Source organism: Marseilla massiliensis (assembly GCF_016899855.1).
GTDB lineage: Bacteria > Bacteroidota > Bacteroidia > Bacteroidales > Bacteroidaceae > Prevotella.
The window spans coordinates 1-6968 of sequence record NZ_JACJJG010000127.1 but is presented as its reverse complement, the minus strand read 5'-3'; the positions used below and the strand labels follow the sequence as shown (position 1 = coordinate 6968).

Below are 6968 nucleotides of genomic sequence, written 5' to 3'. Positions count from 1 at the left end.
CATGTACAATGCTGCTGTCGAGGCTCATCTGTATGCGGTCGCTCTTGAGGTCCATGTTCTGGTACTTCACGTTGGCCTCGCCGTACAGTTTGGCACGTCGTGAAGCGGCGTCGTAAACGAGCGAGTCTTCCGACGAGAAGTCAACCGGAGCGTCAAGTCCGTTAGAGCGTTTGCGGTTAATACTGTCAAGCCTTATAGAGTCGTCAATCTGCTTATTGTGCTTGTATATGGCCAACGTGAGCGAGTCCATCTTCGTCGTGTCGGGCCCGGAAGAACCTGCCGCCGTGTCAACGGCGAGCGAGTCGGCTATCGGCAATGAATCGGCGCCATGCCCTGCGGCACTGTCGGCCACGGCGACAGAGTCTCTCCCGGCGCCGTCACGGCCATTACCCAAGAAAAAAGGCATGGTGGGTTCTGCCATCACGAATATGAAAGCAGACAGCAGAATGAATATGACTGTTTTTGTTCTCATTACAATGCAGGGTGCAAATTTACGGAAATAAAACTTAATAGCACACCAAATTTTCCGTTTTCTTCATTATTTTAACGTTTTGGCATGCTGTCCCGCGCCTTTAAGTACATGATGTATTGATATTTACGGCACTACGGGCAGCACAACCGCTGACCGCCGAAACGCCGGCATGGCACGCACGGCGGCAGGCGCTACGGACGCCAGCCAAGCCCAGCCTGGCACTCCGCCCGTAACACGCTGACATCCAACGCTTTTGCAAAAGGCCACCTTTCGCGCTCCAAAAGGCCGTCTTTCATCGTGCAAAAGGCGGCCTTTTACGACGCCATTTGCCGTCAATCACAAAACCACCAGGCACCGCCCGACGCGAAGACAGCCAAAAATTAGCACCGCAAAGGTATGCAATGTCAGAAAAAATACCTACATTTGCATCGCAAAAACATAAGTGCGCCACAACTTGCCAGCCGGCATACGGGCGCCAATAACGGACAATGAGAATAACGAAATGAGTGAGACTAATGTACAGAACGTGTCGAAAGTATATTTTACCGACTTTCGATGCAAACCTGACGAGGGGCATGTTGACAAACTGAAACGACTGATTAAACATGCCGGTATCGACAAAATCGACATGGACGGTAAGTTCGTAGCCATAAAAATGCACTTCGGCGAACTTGGCAACCTTAGCTTCCTGCGCCCAAACTACGCACGCGCCATAGTCGACGTAGTCAAGCAATTAGGCGGAAAACCATTCCTTACAGACTGCAACACACTATATCCAGGCAGCCGCAAGAACGCCATCGAGCACCTGTACTGCGCCTGGGAGAACGGCTTTACGCCGCTTACCGTAGGCTGTCCGGTCATCATCGGCGACGGCCTCAAGGGCACTGACGACATCGCCGTACCGGTAGTCGGGGGCGAATACGTCAAGGAGGCCAAGATAGGACGCGCCATAATGGACGCCGACGTGTTCATTTCGCTCACCCATTTCAAGGGACACGAAATGACAGGTTTTGGCGGAACGATCAAGAACATAGGCATGGGCTGCGGCTCACGCGCCGGCAAGAAAGACCAGCACTGCAACGGCAAGCCCGTGATTGACCAAGAGGCGTGCCGCGGTTGCCGCCGTTGCATGGCCGAATGTGCCAACAACGGCCTCATGTTTGACGCCGAACGCAAGAAGATGTCGATAAACCATGACAACTGCGTAGGCTGCGGACGCTGTATCGGAGCATGCAACTTCGATGCCATATCGTTCGCCAATAACGCTTCGGTAAAAGACCTTAACTGCCGCATGGCGGAGTACACCAAGGCCGTGATTGACGGCAGACCAAATTTCCATGTGTCCGTAATACGCGACGTTTCACCAAACTGTGACTGCCACGCAGGCAACGATACACCCATCATTCCTGACGTAGGCATGTTCGCATCGTTCGATCCGCTCGCCCTTGACCAGGCCTGCGCCGACGCTTGCCTTAAGCAGACACCCCTGCCGAATAGCCAGATTGCGGACGAAATGGCCAAGCCCGACTTCCACGATCATCACGATAACTTCCTCAACAGTAATCCAAACACCGAATACAAGACCTGCCTCGCGCATGCCGAGAAAATCGGACTGGGCAGCAGGAAGTACGAGATGGTGAGAGTGAAGTAAAGGTGAAAGGGTGAAAAGGTGAAAGGGTGAAAAAGACATTCAGAATAAGCGAGAATGCCTCTTTCACCCTTTCACCTTTTCACCCTTTCACCTTTATTCAAACATTTGTTCCATTTCCTTAAACCGTTGCAACCCTTCGCCGCCATGCTTTGCCACGCTACGCTCGGCCTGTTCAAGCGTTTTCTCACGGTCGAGCTTGGTTTTCGAGAAGAACTTGTCGGCATAACAGATGACCTTTTCCTCCAAAGTCTCGGGCAGAAGGTCGATATGCGGCAGTGGAAGGGCCTGTTCCTCAATCTCTTTTAATGACAAGCCCGCCCCCGTATGGCGTTCGCACACCCTAGCATGGAGCGGAAATCCCTCGGCGCGCATTATCTCCGCGCCGAGCAGTCCGTGACGTATGTAAGGCTCTGTGCCGAAACATTTGATGTCGGGAGCATTGGTCTTGATAATCCCTATGTCGTGAACCATTGCCGCCTCAAGCAGGAACTGGCGGTCAAGTTGCAGTTCGGGATGGGCGTCAGCGATGGCCAACGCCTTGTCGGCTACGGCCTTGCTATGACGCAGGAGAATGTCTTTCAGTTCGTCGTTATCCTTGTAATACCTATCAATAATTAATTTATAATTCATAATTCCATTGTTTTTCAGGAGTAAGGAGAGAAGGAGTAAAGGAGTAAGTAGATTTGCATTACAAGACAACAAACATTCACTTGAAAGGCATTTCTACTTACTCCTTTACTCCTTCTCTCCTTACTCCTTAATAAAATTAAGCGTTAATCCAGTCGCGCTCGATATAAGCTATCACGTCACCGCGGTTGATTTTCGAACCTTGTTTTGCCGCAATCTCGACTAATTTGCCGCCAAGCGCAGCGGGAATAGGCTCAAACTGGCCCCACGGAGTCTGTATGTAGCAGAACGTTTCGCCCTCTTTATAATGCTGGCCGATGTACGGTTCGATACACGGAGTGCACTCACTGCCGCCCTCGAAGTCAAAGAATACCTGGCCTTTAAACGGAGATACAATCGCGTCAGCCTTCGCATGCTTGAACGCCGCGAGCTCTTCTGGCGTAAGGGTTGCGCCGAGTTTTGCGTCCTTAGCCTTCTGGAGGTCAGCCAGGAAGCGCTTTTTCGCCGCTCCGCTCTTGTAGTCACGGTACTGTTCCGGGTGCATAGCAAGCTCGAAAAGCTCTTCGTTGTCGGGGCCACACTCCCATCCGTTCTCGTCCATCTCCTTCTTGAAGTCGTCCAATGCGTCAGGAACCAGCGTGTGCGGGTCGGCATCGGTAAACTCGCGTCCTTGCTTTCCGGCAAGTTCTACAAGCTCGGGAGCGATTTCGCCAGGAATCTTTCCGCTCTTGCCGAGTATCATACCCCACATCGAGTCGTCCATCATCACGAAGCGTCCCTTGCCCTGTGCCATGGTGAGAAGGTTCAACAGAGCAATGTTCTTGACGTATTGTGAGAACGGAGTAACCAATGGTGGATAACCTACGCGCGGCCATACGTATGCCACTTCGTCAAACAACTTGACGAGAAGGTCGTCAGTCGACAGTTCGGGTTGCCCCTTGCTCTTGAGTATCGAGTTGATAGAACGATGCACGCCGGCAAGGTCTGCCATCATGCTGCCCATCATTCCGCCGGGCAGTCCGCAACCAAGCAGCAGCGAACTCATCAGCTTGTTGCCAGGATTGATGAAGTAACCGAGCCAGTCGTCGATAAACTCCTGCGTGAGCGAACGTGCGTGCATGTAGGCGTTCATGTTGATTTCGGCAACCTCGAAGCCCTCGTTCTTCAGCATGCTCTGCACCGAGATGATGTCCGGATGCACCTTACCCCACGACAGAGGCTCGATTGCCGTGTCGATAACGTCGCCTCCGTTGTTGCACACTTCGAGGATTGAAGCCATCGAAAGGCCCGGTCCAGAGTGGCCGTGATATTGCAGGATGATGTCCGGATGCTTGGTCTTGATAGCCTTTGTGAGCTGTCCCAGCATTGCGGGCTGGCCTATTCCGGCCATGTCCTTGAGACATATTTCGGTGGCGCCGGCCTCAACCAGCTGGTCAGCTATGTTGCTGTAATACTCTACCGTATGTATTGGCGACGTCGTGATGCAAAGCGTTGCCTGCGGCGTCATGCCCGCCTCGAGTGCCCATTTTATGCTCGGTATGATATTTCTTACGTCGTTAAGACCACAGAATATACGTGTGATGTCTACGCCCTGGGCGTGTTTTACCTTGTACATCAGTCGGCGGACGTCGTCAGGAACGGGATACATGCGCAGCGCATTAAGGCCGCGGTCGAGCATGTGGGTCTTTATGCCCACCTCGTTGAATGGTTTACAGAAAGCCCTGACCGCCTCATTGGGATTCTCGCCGGCAAGCAGGTTCACCTGCTCGAAGGCTCCGCCGTTGGTCTCCACGCGCGAGAAGCACCCCATGTCGATGATTGCCGGAGCTACACGCTCGAGCTGGTCCTTGAGTGGCTGGAACTTACCTGAAGACTGCCACATGTCGCGATAAACGAGACTGAACTGGATTTTCTTTTTCATATTTAGATTTTTTAGGTTGCACGAACCCTGCACAGGCCCGCGTAAATGTTAGTGTTCTTGCTGCAAAAATAGGCATTTTTCCCAATAGTAAGACGTTATATCGAGAAAAATATGCCACTTTCGACGAATAAAACGATTTTTAACTAAAATGCGCCTGACCGTCTTGCATTTTGCAACACACACCTCGCAAACAGGGGCTTTACGCCCACTTACAATCCGTAAGCAGGCTTCCGCTTGCCGCCATGAATACGCTTGATTCACAGCGGCATTAAAGCAGTCATGTAAAAGGCCGCGTTTCGCGTTGCAAAAGGCCGTCTTTTAGGGCATGAAAGATGGCCTTTTACAACGCGAAAGACCGTCAATCGGAATATGCCTCGCGGCAACCGATGATTTAATCGGTTTAATTTGCGGCGTTAAAGGAAAATAAGTAAATTTGCTTTCGGTATAAAACGGTGATTAAATGAAAGCAATACGGTTAGTCCCTATAATGCTGCTGTTTACCGTGGCGATGGTGTCATGCCTTGCCGACGGCAACGCTCGGACGGGCGTCCACCGTGAAAACGGCTGGTACCACATCACGCCCGGCACGGCTGACAGCATATCACAACGCCCAATCGTGGCGGTAAAGGAGTTCATGAACATGCGGCTTGACACTAATTTCTTAGGCCGGCCGTTCATCAAAGCGCATGTCTGTAAACATAAAGCCGAAGCATGGGCCGACTCAACCGAGCAGGCCATAGGCCATCGGATAGGCCTCGTCATCGACGATTCGGTAATTACCGCGCCGCGCGTAAACGGCAGAATAGAAAGCGGAGCGTTTACTATCGAAACGTATGAGGGGCGCGGCCTGACCGAACTTTACCGCCGCCTGCTGGCCGAGAAGCGCGACACGCTGATGCGCATTTGCGTGCACAGGTACAAGGACAGCCCGTTCTGGGGACTTGACCTTGACCAATGCGACTCGCTTGCGAACACGATGGACTATCACGACGACCACCGACGGTCGTACAAGGTGATAATCGGCGGGCGGTAATCAGCGCCCCATGTTGTGGTTCATGAAGCGGTGTTCGGCCAGCTTCTCGTACTTAGTGCCCGGCCGTCCGTAGTTGGCATAGGGGTAAATGCTTATTCCGCCGCGCGGCGTAAACAGCCCGATTACCTCTATATATTTAGGATCCATCAGCTTGATCAGGTCCTTCATGATGATGTTCACGCAGTCCTCGTGAAAGTCGCCGTGGTTACGGAAACTGAAAAGATACAGCTTCAGGCTCTTGCTCTCTACCATGCGGACGTCGGGAATATAGCTGATGCGTATCTCGGCGAAGTCGGGCTGACCCGTAATTGGGCACAATGAGGTGAACTCCGGACAGTTGAACTGCACCCAATAGTCGTTGTCCGGGTGCTTGTTTACGAACGTTTCAAGCACCTCTGGAGCATAATCCATGCGGTATTCCGTCTTTCGGCCGAGGCTCTTCAAGCCCTCGTCCTGTCTTGTTTCACTATTTATCATGACAATTTAAATACTTTCCAGATGTTATAACTTATACCTTCGTCGTACACGTCGGTGCCGTCGTGCTCCTTCACTTTCTTCACAACGCGCACCGTTATGGGCAGAACCACGATTTCGTAGAGCGTCTTCAGCACCACCTGCGACAGTATAAGCGACATCATTTCGCCTGCAGGAACTACGCCGGAGAGCGCCAGGGGGAAGAACACGAGCGAGTCGGCAGTCTCGCCGAACAGCGTGCTTACCACGGCGCGCACGGAGAAATGCTTGCCGTGAGACGACAACTTCATGCGGCTCATGACGTAGGCATTGATGAACGACCCCACGAGAAAGGCCACAAACGACGCCGCGGCAATGCGCGGGGCAAGGCCGAAGATGGCGTGGAAGCCCTCGTCGTTATGCCAGTAAGGCGCTCCGGGAATGGCGTCGGCCAAAGCCCCGAAAGCCACGAAGATAAGGTTCATCGCGAAGCCGGACCATATCAGGAGGCGCGCTTTGCGGAAACCCCACACCTCGCAGACGCAGTCGTTAATGATGTAAGACACGGGAAAGACCAGCAGTCCGCCCGTAATGTTTATCGCTCCGATGGATATCTGCTTTGTCTCGAGCACGTTTGCCGTTATCAGGCAGACGCAAAAGAGTATGCCGAAAAGCATGAACAGCACACTCACCTGTTTGTTTTCTGTCTTCATTTCCTTGTTTTTTAAGAGGTTTACCAAGCACTCTGTTTTAGGTTTTACGGTTTTAGGGTTGTGAGGTTGTAAGGTTTTAGGGTTATTAGGTTATGGGG

6 protein-coding genes and 1 pseudogene are annotated in these 6968 nt (G+C 52.3%); 2 read left to right on the top strand and 5 right to left on the bottom strand.

Features of this window, described 5'->3' with window-relative positions; translation table 11 throughout:
* Positions 1-472 (bottom strand): annotated as a pseudogene (locus H6A34_RS13025) (LPS-assembly protein LptD); the annotation flags it as partial.
* Between the two features lie 502 nt (positions 473-974).
* Here H6A34_RS13025 and H6A34_RS13020 point away from each other — a divergent pair.
* Positions 975-2123: a DUF362 domain-containing protein gene (locus H6A34_RS13020; RefSeq protein WP_205105866.1), complete on the top strand. Its 1149-nt coding sequence runs from the start codon at positions 975-977 to the stop codon at positions 2121-2123.
* Between the two features lie 93 nt (positions 2124-2216).
* Here H6A34_RS13020 and H6A34_RS13015 read toward each other — a convergent pair whose 3' ends face one another.
* Positions 2217-2753 carry an HDIG domain-containing metalloprotein gene (locus H6A34_RS13015; RefSeq protein ID WP_205105865.1) on the bottom strand — a complete coding sequence of 179 codons (537 nt, stop codon included), beginning with the start codon at positions 2751-2753 and terminating at the stop codon, positions 2217-2219.
* A gap of 136 nt (positions 2754-2889) precedes the next feature.
* Positions 2890-4671, bottom strand: coding sequence for an oxaloacetate decarboxylase (locus H6A34_RS13010; RefSeq protein ID WP_021948549.1), 1782 nt, complete (start codon positions 4669-4671; stop codon positions 2890-2892).
* A gap of 460 nt (positions 4672-5131) precedes the next feature.
* Between H6A34_RS13010 and H6A34_RS13005 the strand changes: the two genes are divergently transcribed.
* Positions 5132-5704: a SecDF P1 head subdomain-containing protein gene (locus H6A34_RS13005; protein WP_205105864.1), complete on the top strand. Its 573-nt coding sequence runs from the start codon at positions 5132-5134 to the stop codon at positions 5702-5704.
* On the opposite strand, the gene queF is transcribed toward H6A34_RS13005, so the two are convergent.
* Together queF and H6A34_RS12995 are read right to left on the bottom strand one after the other, a co-directional pair.
* Positions 5705-6181, bottom strand: coding sequence for a preQ(1) synthase (gene queF / locus H6A34_RS13000; protein WP_021948547.1), 477 nt, complete (start codon positions 6179-6181; stop codon positions 5705-5707).
* The gene (locus H6A34_RS12995) at positions 6178-6870 is read right to left on the bottom strand and encodes a queuosine precursor transporter (RefSeq protein ID WP_205105863.1); all 693 of its coding nucleotides are present in this window, start codon (positions 6868-6870) and stop codon (positions 6178-6180) included. Before H6A34_RS12995 ends, queF begins: the two co-directional genes overlap by 4 nt.
* Positions 6871-6968 lie beyond the last annotated feature (98 nt).

What these genes read in the sequence shown, in the direction of transcription:
- queF (WP_021948547.1), bottom strand. Translation starts at nt 6,181, where the DNA reads ATGATAAATAGTGAAACAAGACAGGACGAGGGCTTGAAGAGCCTCGGC.
- H6A34_RS13005 (WP_205105864.1), top strand. Translation starts at nt 5,132, where the DNA reads ATGAAAGCAATACGGTTAGTCCCTATAATGCTGCTGTTTACCGTGGCG.
- H6A34_RS13015 (WP_205105865.1), bottom strand. Translation starts at nt 2,753, where the DNA reads ATGAATTATAAATTAATTATTGATAGGTATTACAAGGATAACGACGAA.
- H6A34_RS13010 (WP_021948549.1), bottom strand. Translation starts at nt 4,671, where the DNA reads ATGAAAAAGAAAATCCAGTTCAGTCTCGTTTATCGCGACATGTGGCAG.
- H6A34_RS13020 (WP_205105866.1), top strand. Translation starts at nt 975, where the DNA reads ATGAGTGAGACTAATGTACAGAACGTGTCGAAAGTATATTTTACCGAC.
- H6A34_RS12995 (WP_205105863.1), bottom strand. Translation starts at nt 6,870, where the DNA reads ATGAAGACAGAAAACAAACAGGTGAGTGTGCTGTTCATGCTTTTCGGC.